Origin of the sequence: Gloeocapsa sp. PCC 7428 (assembly GCF_000317555.1) — a bacterium.
In the GTDB taxonomy this organism is placed as follows: domain Bacteria; phylum Cyanobacteriota; class Cyanobacteriia; order Cyanobacteriales; family Chroococcidiopsidaceae; genus Chroogloeocystis.
In genome coordinates this window covers 3,743,268-3,762,106 of the sequence record NC_019745.1, presented here as the reverse complement: position 1 = coordinate 3,762,106, position 18,839 = coordinate 3,743,268, and the positions used below count along the sequence as shown (strand labels likewise).

General features: G+C 43.3%; 19 protein-coding genes. 7 read left to right on the top strand and 12 right to left on the bottom strand.

Features of this window, described 5'->3' with window-relative positions:
* The first annotated feature begins 534 nt into the window (after nucleotides 1-534).
* A complete protein-coding gene (locus tag GLO7428_RS16695; protein ID WP_015189750.1) occupies nucleotides 535-2,826 on the top strand; it encodes a protein phosphatase 2C domain-containing protein in 2,292 nt (763 codons plus the stop codon).
* Between the two features lie 277 nt (nucleotides 2,827-3,103).
* Nucleotides 3,104-3,760, top strand: coding sequence for a hypothetical protein (locus GLO7428_RS16690; RefSeq protein ID WP_015189749.1), 657 nt, complete (start codon nucleotides 3,104-3,106; stop codon nucleotides 3,758-3,760).
* A gap of 10 nt (nucleotides 3,761-3,770) precedes the next feature.
* Here GLO7428_RS16690 and GLO7428_RS16685 read toward each other — a convergent pair whose 3' ends face one another.
* The 3 genes from GLO7428_RS16685 to def form a co-directional block, all read right to left on the bottom strand.
* Nucleotides 3,771-5,141, bottom strand: coding sequence for a PrsW family glutamic-type intramembrane protease (locus GLO7428_RS16685; protein ID WP_015189748.1), 1,371 nt, complete (start codon nucleotides 5,139-5,141; stop codon nucleotides 3,771-3,773).
* A 167-nt stretch (nucleotides 5,142-5,308) separates the two neighbouring features.
* Nucleotides 5,309-5,509 (bottom strand): hypothetical protein, encoded by a 201-nt coding sequence (locus tag GLO7428_RS16680; RefSeq protein ID WP_196797622.1) that lies wholly within the window; start codon nucleotides 5,507-5,509, stop codon nucleotides 5,309-5,311.
* Nucleotides 5,510-5,530: 21 nt separating this feature from the next.
* Nucleotides 5,531-6,094, bottom strand: a complete 564-nt coding sequence (def, locus tag GLO7428_RS16675) for a peptide deformylase (RefSeq protein WP_015189746.1) — start codon at nucleotides 6,092-6,094, stop codon at nucleotides 5,531-5,533.
* A 280-nt stretch (nucleotides 6,095-6,374) separates the two neighbouring features.
* On the opposite strand from def, the gene GLO7428_RS16670 reads away from it, so the two are divergent.
* Nucleotides 6,375-7,208 (top strand): DUF3598 family protein, encoded by an 834-nt coding sequence (locus GLO7428_RS16670; protein ID WP_041918667.1) that lies wholly within the window; start codon nucleotides 6,375-6,377, stop codon nucleotides 7,206-7,208.
* On the opposite strand, the gene GLO7428_RS16665 is transcribed toward GLO7428_RS16670, so the two are convergent.
* Together GLO7428_RS16665 and aat are read right to left on the bottom strand one after the other, a co-directional pair.
* On the bottom strand, nucleotides 7,205-8,122 hold the full coding sequence (locus GLO7428_RS16665; RefSeq protein WP_015189744.1) for a phosphatase PAP2 family protein: 918 nt from the start codon (nucleotides 8,120-8,122) through the stop codon (nucleotides 7,205-7,207). The two genes, GLO7428_RS16670 and GLO7428_RS16665, sit on opposite strands and share 4 nt — an antisense overlap.
* 64 nt (nucleotides 8,123-8,186) lie before the next feature.
* Nucleotides 8,187-8,762 (bottom strand): leucyl/phenylalanyl-tRNA--protein transferase, encoded by a 576-nt coding sequence (gene aat / locus GLO7428_RS16660; protein ID WP_015189743.1) that lies wholly within the window; start codon nucleotides 8,760-8,762, stop codon nucleotides 8,187-8,189.
* 234 nt (nucleotides 8,763-8,996) lie between these two features.
* Here aat and GLO7428_RS16655 point away from each other — a divergent pair, with 234 nt between their 5' ends.
* Nucleotides 8,997-9,326, top strand: coding sequence for a hypothetical protein (locus GLO7428_RS16655; RefSeq protein WP_015189742.1), 330 nt, complete (start codon nucleotides 8,997-8,999; stop codon nucleotides 9,324-9,326).
* A 104-nt stretch (nucleotides 9,327-9,430) separates the two neighbouring features.
* On the opposite strand, the gene rpsN is transcribed toward GLO7428_RS16655, so the two are convergent.
* The 6 genes from rpsN to GLO7428_RS16625 form a co-directional block, all read right to left on the bottom strand.
* Nucleotides 9,431-9,733, bottom strand: coding sequence for a 30S ribosomal protein S14 (gene rpsN, locus GLO7428_RS16650; protein WP_015189741.1), 303 nt, complete (start codon nucleotides 9,731-9,733; stop codon nucleotides 9,431-9,433).
* Between the two features lie 217 nt (nucleotides 9,734-9,950).
* The gene (locus tag GLO7428_RS16645; RefSeq protein ID WP_015189740.1) at nucleotides 9,951-10,880 is read right to left on the bottom strand and encodes a DMT family transporter; all 930 of its coding nucleotides are present in this window, start codon (nucleotides 10,878-10,880) and stop codon (nucleotides 9,951-9,953) included.
* A 314-nt stretch (nucleotides 10,881-11,194) separates the two neighbouring features.
* A complete protein-coding gene (gene nth, locus GLO7428_RS16640; protein ID WP_041919242.1) occupies nucleotides 11,195-11,905 on the bottom strand; it encodes an endonuclease III in 711 nt (236 codons plus the stop codon).
* Nucleotides 11,905-12,993, bottom strand: coding sequence for an RIP metalloprotease RseP (gene rseP / locus GLO7428_RS16635; RefSeq protein ID WP_015189738.1), 1,089 nt, complete (start codon nucleotides 12,991-12,993; stop codon nucleotides 11,905-11,907). Before rseP ends, nth begins: the two co-directional genes overlap by 1 nt.
* Nucleotides 12,994-13,030: 37 nt before the next feature.
* Nucleotides 13,031-14,323, bottom strand: coding sequence for a serine--tRNA ligase (serS, locus tag GLO7428_RS16630; RefSeq protein ID WP_015189737.1), 1,293 nt, complete (start codon nucleotides 14,321-14,323; stop codon nucleotides 13,031-13,033).
* 67 nt (nucleotides 14,324-14,390) lie between these two features.
* On the bottom strand, nucleotides 14,391-14,972 hold the full coding sequence (locus GLO7428_RS16625) for a DUF3611 family protein (protein ID WP_015189736.1): 582 nt from the start codon (nucleotides 14,970-14,972) through the stop codon (nucleotides 14,391-14,393).
* 744 nt (nucleotides 14,973-15,716) lie between these two features.
* On the opposite strand from GLO7428_RS16625, the gene GLO7428_RS16620 reads away from it, so the two are divergent.
* Both GLO7428_RS16620 and GLO7428_RS16615 read left to right on the top strand, forming a co-directional pair.
* On the top strand, nucleotides 15,717-16,079 hold the full coding sequence (locus GLO7428_RS16620) for a PadR family transcriptional regulator (protein WP_015189735.1): 363 nt from the start codon (nucleotides 15,717-15,719) through the stop codon (nucleotides 16,077-16,079).
* A 32-nt stretch (nucleotides 16,080-16,111) separates the two neighbouring features.
* Complete coding sequence (locus GLO7428_RS16615) at nucleotides 16,112-16,651, top strand: cofactor assembly of complex C subunit B (protein WP_015189734.1); 540 nt, start codon at nucleotides 16,112-16,114, stop codon at nucleotides 16,649-16,651.
* A 165-nt stretch (nucleotides 16,652-16,816) separates the two neighbouring features.
* Here the strand turns inward: GLO7428_RS16615 and GLO7428_RS16610 are convergent, their stop codons facing one another.
* Entirely contained in the window at nucleotides 16,817-17,128 is a 312-nt protein-coding gene (locus GLO7428_RS16610; protein WP_041918665.1) for a DUF3155 domain-containing protein, read from the bottom strand.
* A gap of 313 nt (nucleotides 17,129-17,441) precedes the next feature.
* Here GLO7428_RS16610 and GLO7428_RS16605 point away from each other — a divergent pair, with 313 nt between their 5' ends.
* Nucleotides 17,442-18,779 carry a sensor histidine kinase KdpD gene (locus GLO7428_RS16605; RefSeq protein ID WP_015189732.1) on the top strand — a complete coding sequence of 446 codons (1,338 nt, stop codon included), beginning with the start codon at nucleotides 17,442-17,444 and terminating at the stop codon, nucleotides 18,777-18,779.
* Nucleotides 18,780-18,839 lie beyond the last annotated feature (60 nt).

Below are 18,839 nucleotides of genomic sequence, written 5' to 3'. Positions count from 1 at the left end.
TGTGATTGCCCAGTCCTGCTAAGGAGCATAGATAATTCACGAATTATTTAAAAATGCGCTACAATAACGATTAAATATAGCACCTTTGAATTTGGTGGTAAGCGCTTCAAGTTTTTATTGAAATAAATATTTACTTTAAAAAAATAGACAACTATTCGATTAATAGATATATTGTTGAAAAAATAATGAGCTTGGATCTTAACCGATTATCTGAAGGAAGGGAACCATGACGGGTAAAAATAAATCTCTTTTTAAGAAGAAGATATTTCAACTTCTGTTGATGTAAAGAAACCATCATTAACTTTATAGTCGAGTGCAAGTAGAGAAGTGGCAGCATTGCCCCAGGCGAACCCTATCATAAAATTAGACAGTTTGTATCAGAGCAGAGAAAATCAATTTTATGAAACGCGTCTTTACAGCGGAGGAAACGAGGAAACATTTTGCACAAAGCTCTCAATGTGGCAATTTAGAAGCTAATCAGTTTGTACAACCACGGCTGTACAAAATTCTCAATGGCTGATCGGTGCGAAAACTATGCAGAATGAAGCAGCAATGCTCCAATGTCCAAACGAATACTGCAAAGCTGTCAATGACGAACGCGACAAATATTGCCAGCAATGCGGTACGTTTCTGCCAAAGCGCTACCTATGGGCAGTAGGATCGGATATTGAAAAATACCAAATCGGGGAAGTTATCGCGCAACGGTATTTACTCACAAGTGAACGCGTCTTTCTTGACACAAAGCCAGGTTTACCATCCGAAGCACAAGCGTGTGAAATTACGGCAACGACAAAACCATATTTAAGATTAATTCCTTACCGTCTCCAAGTTCCGCAAGTTTATGGATTTTTGCCAGGACGCGCTGATTGCGATGTTTTATTATTAGAGGCACCAATTTATGCGGAAGGAACGCCGCTGGCGGGACAGTTATTGCCAGCACTAGCTGAAGCGTGGCAAGGTGCAACGTCGCTGCGACAGTTGAATTGGCTATGGCAAATTGCCCAATTGTGGCAACCCCTGAGTAGTGAAGGAGTCGCGTCGAGTTTACTCGATCTACAGCTAGTGCGCGTCGAAGGTTCTTTAGTGCGGTTATTACAGTTGCGATCGCAACAACCACAACCGACAATTGCTGAATTAGGACGGTTATGGCTAGAGTTAGTCGATCAAGCACAACCCAGTATTGCGGAATTTCTCGCGCAGTTGTGCCATTCGATGATCGAAGGCAATCTCAATGCAGATTCTTTGACGACCGCATTAGATCGAGGTCTTACCGAACTTGGGCGATCGCAAGTACGAAAGCTAGTCATTAGTACACTCACAGACACAGGACCAACGCGACAACGCAATGAAGATGCGTGCTATCCTCCGAGTGGGACTACCACAACATCAGCACCCGCAGTAGCAATTGTCTGTGATGGAATTGGCGGTCATGAAGGAGGTAGTGTTGCTTCGCAACTTGCAATCGATACGCTACAACAAGTCAAGCAACTGCCTTTAAACGATATCCATTTAGATGCGATGACACTCACGCGCGAGTTAGAGCGCTTCGTCCGCATCGCGAATGACCGGATCAACCAACGCAACGACAACGAACAGCGCTTTGGTCGTCAACGTATGGGTACTACCTTGGTTATGGCAGTAGAGCGCGCGCATGAAATGTATATTACGCACGTAGGCGATAGTCGTGCTTATTGGATTACCCGCACAGGTTGCCATCAATTGACATTAGACGATGATGTTGCTTCGCGCGAGGTTCGCTTAGGCTATTCGCTGTATCGTAATGCGTTAGAACAAGCCTCGTCTGGTTCACTCGTACAAGCACTCGGAACGAGTTCCTCAGCAGCATTGCACCCTACTGTGCAGCGGTTTGTACTTGATGAAGATTGCATTTTTCTTCTTTGTTCGGATGGCTTAAGCGACTACGATCGCGTTGAAGAATATTGGGATACGGTGCTTTTACCTGCGGTGAATGGCAGTCTTAAGGAAGCTGACGCCGTTACTCGATTAGTCGAAATTAGCAACTCTCAAAACGGACACGACAACGTTACGGTTGCACTTGTACGCTGTACACTTAAATATTCCGAGCCAACAAAACCACTAAGTATCGCTTTACTCAAAGAACCTCAATTCGACGCTCGCCAGAATACAGCGATCGCATCACAACACGATTTAATCAAACAAGATCGCCCTGATACCTCAACTCGTAAAACGGTTTTGCTGCCAACGCAACGTCCGAAATCGCGTCTTTTGCTACCAATTTTGCTGGGAACGATCTTGCTCTTAAGCTTGAGTGGGGGATTGCTTGCTTATTTTCTACCACAATTCTATCGCAGACAGCCGCTGAATAATCCGACAACCTTGCCATCGCCACTCGCATCACCAACCGCAACACCAACGCCGCTATCCGTTGGTACTTTAGTTCAGATCAATCGCCAAATTAATCTTGAGCAAAACCCAAATGCGATCGCAACGAATATCGCTTCACAATCTCAACTTGCACAAGTTCCGACGAATGGCATCTTGAAAGTAACCGGTAAAAAGGAAAATCTTCAGCAGGGCGACTTATTGAGACTAAAATTTCTTTGTGTGATTAATCCTTCAGAAAATTTCAATACAACTGCACAACTTATACAATTAGGACAAGAAGGCTGGATCGAGCAAGCTACCTTGCTACCCAATATTGAAAAAACGCTAGGACAGACGAAAAGCAACTCTTGTCCAATTGCAAACCAATCACTACCAACTTCAGAATCTCCGTTGAACAGACCCCTCACGTTACCTAATGCTGGAAGAAAAAATGAGGAAAAACGGTTGCTAAGCTTTTAGCTTTTCGTATTTCTTACGAGAGAATTCTCATTTTGTTATGCTGTTTTTATCTACAGAAGGTTGGTAAAACATCTCTCATCAGGAAGTACCTTTAGTAGTAAGAATACAGTTAAAGTTTGAGAGTTTCCAAAGCTTTCTTTTGAGTTTACGCTCGAAGCGCAAAAATTTATGAATTACAAGCGCTAGCATGATTCTTTGAGTTACGGAAATAGCTGTAAAGCAAGTGTAGCTACTCATACCAGCATTTTTCTGTCAACGTAATTACAGGAGTTTTACCATGGCACAAGAATTCAATCCAGCGCAAGACGGTAGCAAATCACCTCCTTCGCCAGCGCAATTGGACTTGTTAGCAGCACTTTTATCATCAGAAAATGCTACCTATCCGTGGAATCCTGCCGATCCAGAAACAGAAATTTATTTTGAAGAACAAGATGCGCTTGTATCCGAAGTATCATCAGCAGAATTTCAAGCGCGATCGCAACACTTTTACTCAAAATTAACAGAACTTTGGTCTGCGGTAACGCCAAGTAAGAAAAACTCGTCTTCGGATATTGATTGTTTTCCAGATTGGCAACATGACTTTGCAAGTTACGTCCCTCATGCTTGGCTAGAAGCGATCGCCGATCGAGCAAAACAAGTTTTCCCCGCGCCAAATTCGCTGACAGAAAAATTAGTACAATGCGTTCGTGGTTTACTCCCAAATTTCGTAGAAGCAGATTTGCTGGTTTTAGCGCGCCCTTTTGCGCAAACGCTATGTAGTGTTAAGCAAGAATCGCAAGCGGTGATGAGTCATCTACATCACCATGATTGGGATGATTTATCAGAAATCGAACAAGCCAAGGCGAGTTTGGCGATCGCGCGTTACGCTTTAGCCCAAATTACAGTCACAGAAACTCCTCACTACAACGGGCATAAACACAACGAAATTATCTAAGTCCTCCATCCTACGGTCGTTTGCCAAACCGAGTAGCAAAGTTCTGCGATCGCGTTGGTGAGAGGACTCGTGCTTTTAAGATAGCGGCGGCTAAAAACGCATACGACACGACACCAACCGCAGCTAAAAGCAAGCCGCTTAAAAGTCCTGTAGCATTCCACAGCGCATGAAGGACCGCAGCGCTCAAATATCCTACTCCTAAAATTCGCCAACGCTGACGTGACTTCAACACACTTAAACCAATGAAATAACCAAAATACCCACTATATGCCATGTGTCCCGCGACAGAGCCTAAGATTCGAGGAATTAATAGTTGAAAACCGACAAGTTGACCGACACCAATTCCACCCTGAAAGGCTGCACCGCGAGTAATTTCTGGCACATATTGTCTCAGTGTTTCTACCAAAGTAAAACTCATCGCCGAAGCAGTTCCGAGCAAAATTCCATCTAAAGGTTCGGCAATACCGATGCGTTCTCGCCAAGGAGAATTCAGCCGCTGCCCAATCAAATATGCACAAAATACGGGTAACGCCTTAAGCAGTTCCTCCATTAATCCAGCACCAAAAAACATCCGCATCAGTAATTCAGGAAAGCTAACAAAATCAGCCGTTAGCGGAATTTGACCAGGAAGCAGCCCACGAAATACAAAAATGAATAACGGTAAAATCGGACTCAGCAACATCAGGAAAGACGCGATCGCGACTCCCAAAATTGTCCACCAAGGTTTCCGCTTGCCACACAGCTGATAAATAAAGTAATACGCCGCACCAGCAAGATAAATCGCCACAAGTATCTGATTAAAGTACGCTGTCTCAAATCGACCTACGGTAGCGAACATCAAAACCACAAAGATCACCGTAAGGACTCCTGGAATCAGATACGCCTTACTTGTCAAGTCCTTGGCTGTCGCGGCGATGGGAAATAACTGAGTAAAGCTGACTGTGCGATCCGACGATTTAGATGATCTCCCAACAAGCTTTGCTGCTTCTTCTGGTGCAGATTGTTGAGTGTAGGCGTGAGGCGTTGTATACTCAAAAACGAATTCCGCACCGTTGTATCCCAGCGTGATGCGATCGCCTGCGCGTAGCTCTTGACATTGCGCTAAACGATGCCCATTGACATACGTGCCATTAGCACTATTTAAGTCACAGACAAGCCAACGCGGCTGAATCCCACTAGTCAGCATCGGTCGAAAAACGGCATGACGACGTGAAACCGTGCCATAGATACTAGAATCTAAGACGATTTGGCAGCTAGAATCGCGCCCTACAATCACCTCTTGAGTTCTAGAGAGGGGGTAGCGGTGAACAATACCTGATTCCCCTTCACTACCACGAGGTAATTGCTGCAAAAATCCCTCAGCGTTATCTTGTCCGGTCATGGGTTGAAATACTGTGTTGGCAACAGCATACAGCAGTTAGTCATCGCTGTGATAGAGGTCGCCATGACTCACTCTCGTCCAATTAGCGAGTTTATGCATACTGAGTGAAATGCTGAGAGCATCACAAGTAGAAGTATAAATTTCCTCTACCTGATCGCCCCCATTTTCTACTTATTATTCGCAGCATTGGTATCGCGTACCGCTGCATAAAAGAGAAAGCAAGTTAAGGGAATGCTAATTGCCAGAATAACGCTGGTAGCCGTTACTCCTAAATCTGGTTGTCCAGAAGAAAGTTCAAACACCGAACCGACTCCGGCGATCGCTGCTATGCACGAGCCACCGAGGAACAGCCCGCTTTTGGGCGTCATTGTCGTCATTTTGTGATTTTCCTAAGCGATTGGTTTAACAGCTTTTGCCGAGAAGCCGTGCTTTGATAGCTCAGCATTGAGTGCAATTTTATTTTCTACTCGGTCTACAAATAGTACCCCATTCAGGTGGTCGATTTCATGTTGAATGCAGCGCGCGAGTAACTCGTTTGCTTTTAATGTTCGCGGACGTCCGTTTTCATCTTTATAGCTAATTTCGACAACTTGCGGACGCACAACGTCTAAATAAACACCAGGAATACTCAGACATCCTTCTTGCATCACACACAATTCTGGGCTGAATTGTTTAATCACTGGATTAACTAAAACCAGCGGTGGATTAGCTGGATTATCCGGTTCGCAATCAATGACAATAACTTGTTTTTGAACTGCGACTTGGGGTGCAGCTAAACCAATGCCATCCGCAGTGTACATCGTTTGTAGCATTTCTTTGGCAAGGAGGCGCAGTTCTTGATCGACTTTTGCAACCCGCTTAGCTGGCTGACGCAACGCGCGATCGCCTAAGTAGCGAATATCGAGGGGAGGGTTTTTTAACTTTTGTTTTTCAACAACAACTTCCGAAGGCATGGAACTATAACTCGCTTTTTCCCGCTAACTTTCTCTTTTTCATTTTATCAAGTCTAGATTCTCCCTCTTCGCGCTTGTTTTCAAAATAAATCTTATTTGTATGATAGGTTTTTCCCTACAATTCCATGGTGAGAGCCTAAATATCAAGATGCTACTTCTAAGTTTTATACTCAGATGCAGTGAAGTTAGTCACTATACATCAATGCAAGCCATGTGCCTGTGCAATGCGATTGCCACTAAAGATAACATGAAGAAGGAGACGCAATCATCAAGTTTGAGTATGCGATCGCAGTGGGAATGTTTATTACAAAATGTTGGTGAATGGCAAGGGTCATTTACGCGTTTTTCACCGCAAGGAGAGTTAATCGAAAATACTCCTACCGTTGTTTCCTTAGAGGGGATCGACAATAATCAAACAATGCGCCAAATTATTCGGCGTACTTTACCCAATCAAAGTATCGATGAGAAAGTTTTACAATACAGCACGTTAGGAAAGCAAATTTTATTTTTTGAAAATGGTGCTTTCTCCCAAGGCTCGATTCAACTTGCTCCTTATTCTGAGTTTGGTGCAGAACACGGATTAATTGCAGGCGATCGCCGCTTACGCTTAGTACAGTTGTTCGATAAAACTGGCAACCTTGACCGAATTACGCTGATTCGCGAGAAACTTCCGCATAGTACAACACCAGAACGCCCAGCATTGCAAGTTGCAGATTTAGTTGGACAATGGCAAGGAGAAGCAATAACACGCTATCCTGACGGGCAAGTTAGTGATACTTATCCAACAAAGTTACGCATAGAAAAGACAAGCGATACGCAACTTGTGCAACACCTCAGTATTATGCAGCAAGGTTCGCACCATACGATTAGCTCAACAGGAAGAATCGCAGGTTCGGTTTTATCGTTTGAAACAGGTTCGCAATGGAATCAAGTGTTATTACTTCCTGACGGCGCTTCCGCTGCTTCACCGCAACACGTCCGAATTGGACAAGCCTTTTTTTTGGAACTCGGCTGGCTGATTCAATCTCATATGCGTCAAAGAATTATCCGCCGTTATAACGATAAAGGTGAATGGTACAGCTTAACGTTAGTGACAGAAACGAAAGTCGGTTAGCAAAAACGCCTAGTTACCGTAGGTGTAGCCGATAGCCGCATCCGAGTAAATAGAATTGGTGCAAATAGTAAACTCCACAATGCAGCCAAAAAGAAGGTTAAAGCTTCCAGCACAAGCTGATCGTCAAGCAATAGCGGGATAAGTAAAAGCGGAATCAAGACACCTAATCCAATCAATAGCTTGAGTGTTAACGCTGTACGCGCAAGCGGTGTAGGCGAGTAGCGTAAGTAACGATATTCGATTAAACCACCAATAATAAAACCCGCCACAGTTCCCATCACGTGCCAAACTCTTGCTGAATCTCCCGCGAAAGGAATTGCGACAAGAACAAGAGCGCATATTAAACTTCCCCAAAATTGGAAAAATCTAAACGATCGCGCCGAGAAAAAGTCATCAAGTGCTGGTAGTATTCGCAAGTAAGCAACGATCAATATCCCAGCAATCAACGCACCACCAATCACGTCTCCTAGGTAGTGTACGCCAAAGTACAAGCGAGCGAGCATCGCACCCACAACGGCGATCGCTGCTATAAATTTTGGCATCCAATTTAAGGTAGCCAACATTCCCCACATTGAGGTCGCAAGTGCGGCGTGTCCGCTAGGAAACGACGATGTAAATTCATCCTTCCAGATGATAATTCGCGGATCTTCTGGACGCGGTAGCCCAATTAAAGTGCCAATCGTTAAGTCGATCGTCATTGAAAAGACAACAATACCAACTAAACTGTAGGCAAGTCGGCGACCAGAAAGCCAAAATGTCAAAGCTGTTAGTAAGACTACACCTTCGGTATCGCCAAGATAGCTAAATAACTCAAATACCCAGTACCAGCTAGGGCTAAAAACCTCTTGTATCCTAACAATGAGGTCAGTTCCCCACAACACGTCTCCAACCGAATCGAATGTTGCAATTAACACTTTTTTATCAGTAGCAAATCGCTAATGTATAGCAATTATCCAACGTTTGCTACAAAAGTGGTAACTAAAATAAAGAACACTGTCGCTTGAGTGCTTGCGCCAACAGAGATCGATACTCGCGTTGATTGACTCGATAAGCGCCAAATCGTTCGAGATGAGGATTCATCATCTGCGCATCAAAAAAAACAAAAGCGCGATCGCGTAACCGTTCTACCAACTTAACGAGTGCAACTTTTGAGCCATCAGAGATGCGGTAAAACATTGATTCTCCAATAAAAGCTCCTCCAATAACAATCCCTAAAACTCCTCCTGCTAACTCATCGCCTTGCCATGTTTCAAAGCTATAAGCCCAACCAGATTGGTAAAGTTGCCAATAAATCTCCTGCAATTCGGGAGAAATCCAAGTTTCTTCTCGATTCGCACACCCAGCTACTACACCTGCGAAATCACGATTCACTGCAACAGCAAAGCGTTCAGCGTTGAGCACGCGTCTTAATGACTTGGGATAACAGAAGCGTTCATCTAAAGGGATAAGCGTGCGATCGCGACTCGTGTACCAACCCAAAACATTCGCGTCATCAGCCATCAGAAAATAGCCTTGCGCGTAACCTTGAACAATCGCAGAAACATCATATTCCATGACACGTTAGCAGCGAGTTAGCCCATACTATACATAGGTGGATATATTTCAAACATCGCACATTTAAACAAAAATAGTGCATCTGTACTCTTATCCAATTATTCATCACCAACCTGACGCTAAGTTTGGTGTTATGCACAGCTTTAAATTGAACTTTGGAGAGTTTGATTTTACTTTAAAATTTAAATAATGCTTGATTAGTCGCGAGCTAGTGTTTAGAAGCCGAACGTTATAATGTCAGAGCCAATTCCACCGATTACTCTGCCTCCAGCAGAAAACCCGCAAACTGAAGGCGAGTGGCTACAACACGTTTTACAGCGGTGGCTTGATGAAGAATTTCTTCCCGAACCAGTGAATCACCAAATTGCACAACGCGCAGCCCAAATCTTTGTTCGGCAAAGAATGGAAGGTGAAAACGATTTAGGTTCGCTGGTGCTTGCGATTGTGACTGAAATGCAAGCTTTTGATTTTTCGCAAAGTTTTTATGGCGAATTTGCGATCGCCAATGCAGTCAGCGATTTACTTTTAGATAGTTTAGGTATTGATCGCTGTTGTGGTCAATAAAAAAGAGGTCGGGGATTGGGGATCAGAGATCGGGGATTAAGAAAGAAGATTTTCTAGCCTTAACCCTTCTCACACACTTATCATTCCCCGTTGATCCTTTGCTATTACCAGCTAGATTTGACAACTCCAGGAAGTAATCCTTGGTGTGCCCATTCGCGCAATACGTGGCGAGATAGACCAAAATCCCGATAGACTCCTCTAGGACGCCCCGTAACCCAGCAGCGGTTATGCAAGCGTGTTGGTGCGCTATTGCGTGGTAGCTGTTGAATTTGGCGATGAATTTCTAACTTCTCGCGTTGTGAAGTTGCTTGTTCAAACTGCTCAATTAACGCTTCCCGCTTTTGCGCATACTTTGTTACAAGTTTCTGGCGCTTTTTCTCGCGCTCAATCATACTTTTTTTAGCCATGTACAGTTTCCTGAATTAAAGACAGCATTCTCTATTCTAACTTTTTGCAGTGGATTGACAACAATTCAAGTAGCAATTCGGAACACATTCATCAAGTTAATTCAACGAGTGCTGGCGATTTGAGTATACCAACTGCATTAAATTAATTATTGAGCTTGCACAAGCGCGATCGCCTCCTAATCAATGGTGCTACCGCAAAACTTGTATTCTCAACCTTTTAGTTTCTTCTAGAATGACGTTGGTTCCAACGCAAGTCCCAATAAAGTATTCCAATCGCGATCAACAACAAGACACCTCCGATAATGCCCGAAGTACCCAAATTTTCACCCAATAGCCACCATGCCAAAATCGTTGAAGTTAACGGCTCAAGTAGGGTAGCAATGCTAGCAACTGTAGCGGGTGTATGACGTATCCCGCTGAAATATAGCACGTAAGCGAAGGCAGTTGTGACAATGCCTAAATACAACAGAGCTATCCAACCGACGAAAGGGTATTGAAGCACCAACCCAGTTATTAACGCGATCGGTAAAAGGAAAACTGCTCCAGCAAAGAAGCTGACTGTGAGTGATTGAAGGGGATGATAGCGTCTTGATAGTAATCGACTACATAGCGTCACTGATGCATATGCCAATGCTGAACCGAGGGCTAAACCAACTCCTAAAATTTGCGAGCGCACGGCAATCTGTTCAGGTTGAATATTAACTAGCAGTGATGTTCCTCCAAGCGCACACAAACCTGCCAAAAGTATTCCCAGCGTAAACCGCTCATGCAGTATTAGTGAAGCAAGTAGGGCAACCCAAACAGGCGCAGTACAAAGTGTGATGAGCGTAGCAGCTGCCACACCGATGTAGCTAATAGATGTAAAGTAACAGACTTGGTAGAACGCTGTCATTGCTCCAGTTAGCAGCATCAACGCCAAATCGCGTTTGGCAATTTGTAACATTTGCCATCCTAAAGTACGCGCACAAGCAAGAAATAACACAGGTAGCGAAATCGCTAACCGCAAGAATCCAATTGAGAAGGAATTACTTTCAGACAATGTATAGATAGTCTGAACAAATACGCCAACCGTCCCCCACAAGATTGCTGAAACCATAATCATCAGCAACCCAAAATTAGCGCCCTCTGGGGCGTTATTATAATTCATTAAAAACCTACCCTTGTTTCAGAACGTCAATTAACGGTTTTGGTCAGGGCAGGATAAAAGTATAAAAATTTAGCCCAAGGCTATGACAGACTGCAACGAGCCAATTGAACTTTAGTCTACTTGATAGTTTCCTGCCCGATTAAACGTAGGCAGGAGGTGGCGTAACAGTATAACGAACTTTGTGCCGAAACATCTCGTTGTTAATTGCTTTAGAGCTTCTTTTGTAAGCTACCACATCAGCGTTAGCAAAAGCAATTCACTGCCAATTCGTAAGATGATTTAAAACTCAAACACCTACAAATAGATTGAGGCGACTAAGTAGCGGGAGTTTGTGCGGGCAAAACTGAAGGTAATTCTTGCTGCGGCGGATTTAGAAGATTAGCAGATGGACATAAGTCAGCTAGCACACAAGCGTCACACAAAGGATTTCGGGCTTTGCAAATTGCCCGACCGTGATAAATTAATCGAATCGACCAGTTTTCCCAGTCTTCTTGAGGTAATAAGCGCATCAAGTCACGCTCAATATGCAGCGGATCGGTATGCTTCGTTAATCCTAAGCGATACGATAACCGCTTGACATGAGTATCTACTGTTACTCCAACATGGATATCATAAGCATGAGCGAGAACAACATTAGCTGTTTTGCGCGCAACTCCTGGCAACGTTAACAATTTTTCCATCCGCGCTGGCACGTTACCACCGTACTCTTGCACCAAGATGCGACAAGCCGCTTGAATGTTTTTTGCCTTGTTACGATAGAAACCTGTGGGACGAATTATCGTTTCTATCTCAGTAAGATCGGCATTCGCGATCGCCACTGCATCGGGGAACCGCCGAAACAACTCTGGTGTCACTTGATTCACGCGTTCATCAGTACACTGCGCAGAGAGAATCGTCGCTACCAAAAGTTGCACCGGCGTCGCATAATTTAACGTACAAGGGGCTTCTGGATACAATCGCTTCAAGCGATTCAGAATTTCCAGCGCCCGTTGCTTTTTACTTGCCAATTTACGAACAATACTCACTAGAACAAATTCTGCACCCACTCAAGGTTAGCAGTATCGCGCACAATTAAGAAGATACCTAACCCTAACAATAGCATGAGTCCTGTTTGCATGACTCCGTCTTGAATATGGGTAGGTAGAGGCTTACCACGCAAGCCTTCAATAAGTAAAAACGCGAGTTGTCCGCCATCTAACGCAGGTAGCGGCAGAATATTAATCAAAGCCAGGTTAACGCTGATTAACGCTGCAAATTGAAATAAGTTTCCTGCATCCGATTGGGCAATACTTGCACCAATTTCTACAATTTTTACAGGGCCAGCGACTTGATCGGCGGTTTGACTAAAGTTACTGATTAACTGAACAAAACCTTGCCCTGTCAAAACGACAATCCGCTGAAATTCAGTCGCACCTGTCGTAAACGCTTCTATGATATTACTTGCACGCTGACGCTCGACTTTACCATTAGGCGCTAACTGTACGCCGATGCGCCCTTGACCATCTTCACCCGCTTCGGGTGTCACGTTCAACGAAATGGTTTCGTCGTTGCGTTGAATTGTCAGTGGTAACGATTGATTCGGGTGTTGTTGAATCACCTGGCGTAGATAAGGTAGTGCTTCTTGCGAAGCGGGTAATTCTTTCCCATCTACACTGATAATAATGTCCCCTGGCTTGATACCAGCTTGGGCAGCTACACTCGTTTGTTCGGTAACAACCGCCGGAACTAAAACGCCAGGCTCAAAATTAAGTTGCGGCGCGCCAACGGTACCAATCTGGACGACGAGCAATAAATAGGCAAAGATCAAGTTAGCAATAACACCTGCACTAATGACAATTGCGCGATCGAGGACAGGACGGTTGCGCAATAAATTAGGATCGTTCGGCGGAATTTTGCTATCGGGATCGTCATCAGGAAATCCGACATACCCACCTAAAGGAAATGCCCTGACAGCATACTCAGTTTCCTTTCCCTGGTACTTTAACAAAACCGGACCAAAGCCCAGCGAGAAACGGTTAACGTGGATACCTTGAGACCTTGCTGCAATAAAGTGTCCCAGTTCATGTACCACGATCAATAGCGCTAAAACTGCGATCGCTGCCAAAACTGACATAGATATACTCTATTTATCATTTACACATTTCTTTATTTTAAGACGTTGTTTTAGTTAAGACCTCTTGCCTGAGATAAGGTTGCAGTGCTTCGGGGATGCGTACGGTTTTGTCAGGCTGTTGGTAGTTCTCCAAAATTGCCGCCATTGTACGCCCTACTGCTAACCCTGAACCGTTGAGTGTGTGGACAAATTGCGTGCCTTTTTTGCCACTTTCTTTAAAGCGAATTCCGCCGCGTCGGGCTTGAAAATCTCGACAGTTAGAACAGCTAGAGATTTCGCGATATTTGTTTGCCGAAGGTAGCCAAACTTCTAAATCATACGTCTTTGCCGCCGAGAAGCCTAAGTCACCTGTACACAATTCTAGAACGCGATACGGTAGCTTCAATTCTTGTAAAATCGCTTCAGCATTTGCGACTAATTTTTGATGCTCGTGTTCTGAAGTCTCAGGATGAACTAATTTGTAAAGTTCGACCTTATTAAATTGATGTAGGCGAATTAAACCGCGTGTATCTCTTCCATAACTTCCTGCTTCTCTTCTAAAGCAAGGAGTATACGCACAGTGATTTATTGGTAAATCTTCAGCCGCAAGGATTTCTTCGCGATAAAGGTTAGTAATGGGAACTTCTGCGGTTGGACTTAACCATAAATCATCTGCTGCACATTTGAAACTTTCTTCGGCAAACTTTGGCAATTGACCTGATGCTGTCAGCGATTGAGTATTAATTAGAATTGGTGGTAAAACTTCTGTATAACCTGCTGCAATTTGGCGGTCGAGCATAAAATGAATTAACGCTCTTTCTAACGCTGCACCTGCACCAATTAATGTCACAAAACGACTTTGGGCAACTTTTACCGATCGCTCAAAATTTAAAATTCCCAAATGTTCGCCAATTTCCCAATGCGGTAAAATATCGGAATTTTGCGGAAGATACTCATCGCCCCAACGTCGTACTTCAACATTATCTTCTTCGCTGTTACCCAGCGGAGTTGATTCGCTCGGTAAATTAGGTATTGTCAACAACAAAGCTTCTAATTGCGACTTAATTTCTCTTTCTTGTGGTTCGAGTTCGCCGATTTGGTTTTTGAGATCGTTTCCTTCTTGACGCAAACTTTGAATCTCTGCGCTTTGCGGATCGCTACCTGCTTTGATTTTTTGTCCGACAAGTTTACCAATTTCGTTACTGCGGGCTTGTAAGTGCGATCGCTTCGCTTCAAGTTCTCTTTGTTGCCGATCCAATGTTAATAGCGGTTGCAAATCATAGTTTCCACGGCTTTGCAACCTTTCTTGTACGAATGATGGATTTTCTCGAATCTGCTTAATATCCAGCACAGACTTATTCCTGTTCTTGCCAATACAACAGAATACAACGCTTATGCCTATTCTGCCGCGATTTGGACTAGTTTTTATTGATGCGTGCTAAGAGAAAGAGCGAAGCAACGAGTCCTGCAAAATGAGCCGCTACCGTGTTCGTATTTGCCTGAACTACTAATATATCTAACGGGCGAATGAGTTGTTGAGGATTGTAAATCGCTGCGCCTAAACCTGTTTGCGGTAAAGCAAAAGATCTTAGTAGTAGTGTACCTGCGATCGCCTGCGCTCCTAAGATTGTTAATAGCATTCCAACCAAGTTCACAATCAATCCTAAGCGCAGAATTTGAACTGTATCTGCCTTACGCGGGCGATTCGTCGTATTTGCCGAAAGCAAGCGATTCCCAATGCGCGTGTAGCGAAACGCTAAGTAAATGCCTAAGCCTAACGTGACTAATCCACTGACGGCTAAAACGATACCAACCCCTGTCCCTGGACTTTGTTGCGCATTCGGTGCCGTATCGCGACTTACACTCGCCGACAGCAACACAACCGCAGAAACTACCGCTAGAACTAACTGAGTCCAAAAGCTAAGCCAGCCAGCTAGCCGAAATGCGATCGCAATTCGTTGCAACCCTGAAGGCAGCGAAGAATCTGACTTGTTAACCATCGTTCTAGTCTCAAGTAGCGGTACCTATAACTAGATTCTTATCACATTTGCTTGCGCTCCTGACAGCGCACTAAGTATGAAGTTGGACGAGCATGACGAAAAGTCAATTATCGTTTGTTCAGGTAAGCCGTGAATTTATTGGGTAGCTTTGTCATTGATTTACCAATTCCTCCGATTAGTTAAGTAATAAATAAAATAGCTTTTCACTTGTTTTACCTTTTTTCTCTGGTTAAGTTTTTTCTTTACAATTGTTTCATCTTGCTTGCACTCTACTTTACAAGATTTAAAACTAAAATTATTTATAATTAATTTCTGATTCTCCAAGCACTTTTTCTTTATCAATAAAATAAATAGTTTAGTAAACCTACCTTATGAGTATATTAAAGTTAAGTTTTTATAGCCATAGCTAAGGACTGAATGCTCTTTGTTTTTTGCTGAATATTTTCCTTCGTATGCAGAAAATAAATATCATTTTTGAAAGTTATTCATAGTTAGTTATGTCAACTTGCTGGTCACAGATACACACTTAATAGCATTCAACAAAATTAAGTCTTCTATTCATAAAATTTCGCAGACAAAAACAAATTAAGAGTATAGAATTACTAAACGGTGTGCGTCTTTCAAATAGCCAGTAGGTAACTGGCATTTCAGTCGATTGGCAATGAGGACATAAATAGTTTTTATGATAGCTACCTGTCGTGATACTTGAATTTAGCCCTAGGCGCATTAAGCGGTTTAAAAAAAATGAAAATTCATGAAATCTATGAGTTTTTTCAAAACCCTCCTCCAACTTATTTATGCCAAGAATTAGCCGTATGTTATGTATTGTCAGTATTGCTAGAAGCTGAGTCTTATGGAACAGAGTTAATTCAACGTTTAGAGACCGAATATCCTCTATACCGCCTTTCTGACACTGTTTTGTACAGCGCTCTCAAATTTCTTGAAGATGAAAAGGCTATTACTGGCTACTGGCGCAAAGTAGAAGGTCGCGGACGTCCGCGCAGGATGTATCAAATCAATCCTGATTGGTTGCCGCAGGCTCAAGAATTAGCACGCTTATGGCAAGGATATGCGAATAGTGGTATGCGTGTAACAAATCATCAATAATTAAAATAAAACGTTGCACACTGTAACGACAAATGATGAGTGTTACATCTCTTGCTTCTACGTTGGTACTGACTTTGCTACTAGCAGTCGGGCTATTTTTCTTTATTCGAGCATCGGTCAAAGATCGTACGCAAGAAGTTACTCTTGTCTCTGAACAAGAGGAAACCTCTTTGCTAGAGCAATTACAGCAGTATTTTGCTCGCCGTTCATATCGCCTATCTACCGTTGATTCAGTACGAAATCAAGTTACATACGAGGGATTTGTCAAGCCGAGCATTTTCTTAGCAATATTTTTAACGTCGCTTGCAGCGATCGGAATTTTGTGTTTAGCACTTGTCTGGTCTTTACTCTTCCCGAACTTGAGTTCCATCTTCCTTGGTTTAGTGCTACTATCTCCTATGGCTGGCGTGTTTTATTGGAAAAAAGCTGCTCGTCCAGAGCAAGTTTTGCTCAAGCTTTCCAATCAGACAGACAAGCTACCGCATGAGTTACAAAGCCAGATTACAGTTGTTGCTCATAGAGACGAGCTAATCGAGCTACAGCGATCGCTCAAGTTAAAGCCTTGTGAGTAAAGCTTATTACTGCAATAAAATACCCCACCTAGATTTCCGGTCTTGAGTGGGGTAAAAATCAAAAATGCTTTGCTCTGATATTTGGCAAATACTAGCTAGCTTTGCACGAAAGTCTTTTTTCGCAATTGCTAACGAGCTTACCATCCATCGAGTCAACAGCTGTATTCATTTGCGAACAGCTAGGCTGTCTTGTTCTGGAGATTCTAACGTTCTCAAACTGGGAAACAAAAAATGGTTCTCTTCCACGTATTGTGCCCCGAATAGACCTTTTTCTGCCCAAAAATAACGGTCTGTCGTATGTTCGTTCCGTTTTACTAGTAGCAGCGCCGGTGGTAAAATCCCCTCCGCTTGAATGAATTTTCGCGCGGCTGTCACAGGTTTATCTTCACCACTTTCGATGCTAAATTGGGCAACGTGTTCGAGGATTCGGCGTCCTTCTTGGCGACGACGACTTTTGCGCTTCCGTCTCCTTGCCAACCTCTTTCCCTCCTCTTTCAAGCTGCATATTGTAGTCATGGTTACAAAAGCCGTCGTCAGTATATGAGATTGAGATTGAAAAATCAACTTTTGTTAAGGTTTTGATACAAAGTTGTTGAGCTTAGCTCAGGTGGGATGATCTTAAAATTTATAACTCCAGATTGAGTCAAGTAGTAACTTTATAATTTTTAAATAGTTATTATGTCGCCATAATGAAAAGGTAATAGGTAATGGGTAATAAGTTGATGAATATAGTTACCAATTACCAGTTACCAATCTTAACAAGCGATTCGCGTTATAGAGTAATTTATTGATGTCTGCCAGTTCTGAGTTAGTTGCGCTATGTCGATCGCAGGTTGCTTTACTCACCCAAAGTTTAGGAGCATCCTTAAGTGTTGTGTACCTAACCGAAGAACTGCGAGAAGAAGGGGAATCACAAACAAAGTTAATTCCGATAGTTGTTTATCCAGAAACAGCTGCTTGGCAAGCGGCAACAGCTTTAACACTTGTCCCAAAACTTAAGAATAGTTTACTACCGCTGCTATCTGATACACAAAGCTTTGCACCATCAGACGCTGTATTTCCACATATGTCAGATACAGATCGCACAGAAGATACAGCGGCGCATGACTACAATTTGTTACCTAGCACGCAAATTGTTTTGCCCTTGATGCATGACAACATTTTCATGGGGTTGCTCGTGACAAATCGAGAGCATAAACCCTGGAATGAACGCGAACGTCATGAAATTGAACACGTTGCGCAAACACTGGCACTAGCAAGAGTACTCGACAAACGTCGCGAGTGGTACGAACAGCAGCTTACTCAACAGCAATCTTTGATGCAGACGCAACGCGATTTGCTCGATAACTTATTGCATCAGTTGCGTAACCCGTTAACAGCGTTGCGGACATTTGGCAAACTTTTAATTAAGCGCTTTGTTCCAGGTGATACAAATCGTAAAGTGGCAGAAAATATCGTCAGAGAAAGCGATCGCATCCAAGAATTACTCAAACAATTTGACCGAATTATTGAGCTAACGCCACAAACCGAACCTGATCCCGAAAAGTCTTTGTCGGTCACTCCTTTGGTTCTAGAAAGAACAGTTGAACCAGTCACAAAACCTTTAGTGCTTTTACCAAATGTTGGCGAAAATATAGAACCATGTTCGGTTGTTGATATTCTCGAACCGCTGCTAGCTAGCGCTAATGCGATCGCGCAAGAACGTAATTTAAATGTTCAGTCAGACATTCCTGCCGATTTGCCCTTAGTCTATGCTAATCGCGTAGCTTTAAGAGAAGTCTTCAGTAATCTACTCGATAACGCTTTAAAGTACACGCCAGCTGGAGGACAAATTTATATTCAAGTGGAACCAAAAGAAGATTTTCAAGGTATTGCGATCAGTGATACTGGTCCAGGAATTCCAGCGCAAGATTTAGAGCATATGTTTGAGCGACATTATCGGGGTGTGCAAGCCGCATCACAAATTCCTGGCACAGGTTTGGGACTTGCGATCGCGAAAGATTTAGTCGAACAAATGCAAGGTAGAATTCAAGTTTTCAGCCCCGCCAAGCACTTTACTCACTCAGCCGTTAATAATCCTGGAACGACATTTGTTGTCTGGCTACCAGTAATAAAAAAAAGCGGTTAGCTAATTGCTAACCGCTCGAAAGCACAAATCACAATCGCAGGTTACATTAGCAATTGAAGA